We start from the raw sequence: 730 nt of genomic DNA, 5'->3' as shown, positions 1-730 counted from the left end.
AAAATGTCAGCTGCCATGAGTACTGGATAGCCAAACAGACCCATAGTAATGCCTTGATCTGGATCAACATCCGCTTTTTCTACATTAATATCGACGGCTGCTTTATACGCATGAGCGCGGTTCATAAGACCTTTGGCACACGAGCAGTTTAAAATCCAAGCAAGCTCGGGAATCTCAGGCACGTCCGACTGACGATAGAAGGTCACACGCTCAGGGTCAAGACCACAAGCAATCCAAGTCGCTGCTATGATTTTAGTCGATTCATGAATAACCGCTGGGTCATAACAACCGATAATCCCATGATAATCTGCCAAAAAGAAAAACGCTTCATCATCACTGTTTTGGATAGACTCAATCGCTGGACGAATAGCGCCAACGTAATTACCTAAGTGCGGAATACCGGTAGGCTTAATGCCTGTGAGGATACGTTTGGTTTCTTTTTTAGGTGCATCAGTTTGATTACTCATGGAAAATCCGTAGTTGGGTTGTTAGTTTATTGCAAATTTAATATCGTACACTTAAGTCAACGACTCAATTTAGTGGCGCAAATTATAACAAATTTATCTACTGCTTTGTTTGTGTATAAACGCCTACTTATAGATTTCAGTGCGACCATCTGGGCTGTTTTTAAAGCGCCGATGAAACCACATCCATTGGGTTGGATCAATACGAATGAGTCCTTCTAAGACTTCATTAATACGAGTGGCATCAGCGACTTCATCATTACTAG

The 730-nt window shown here is 41.9% G+C and carries 1 protein-coding gene and 1 pseudogene; both read right to left on the bottom strand.

Going from position 1 to position 730, the window contains the following annotated elements:
- Nucleotides 1–467: pseudogene (locus ACS8FD_RS20300) on the bottom strand (tryptophan--tRNA ligase); the annotation flags it as partial.
- Nucleotides 468–590: 123 nt separating this feature from the next.
- Nucleotides 591–730, bottom strand: a 140-nt coding sequence (locus tag ACS8FD_RS20295) for an LpxL/LpxP family acyltransferase (RefSeq protein WP_439277192.1), incomplete at its 5' end; no start/stop codon positions are given.

The organism is Psychrobacter sp. 1U2, assembly GCF_051847575.1.
Note: the sequence above shows the minus strand (reverse complement) of the source record. Positions and strands in the feature narration are given on the sequence as shown.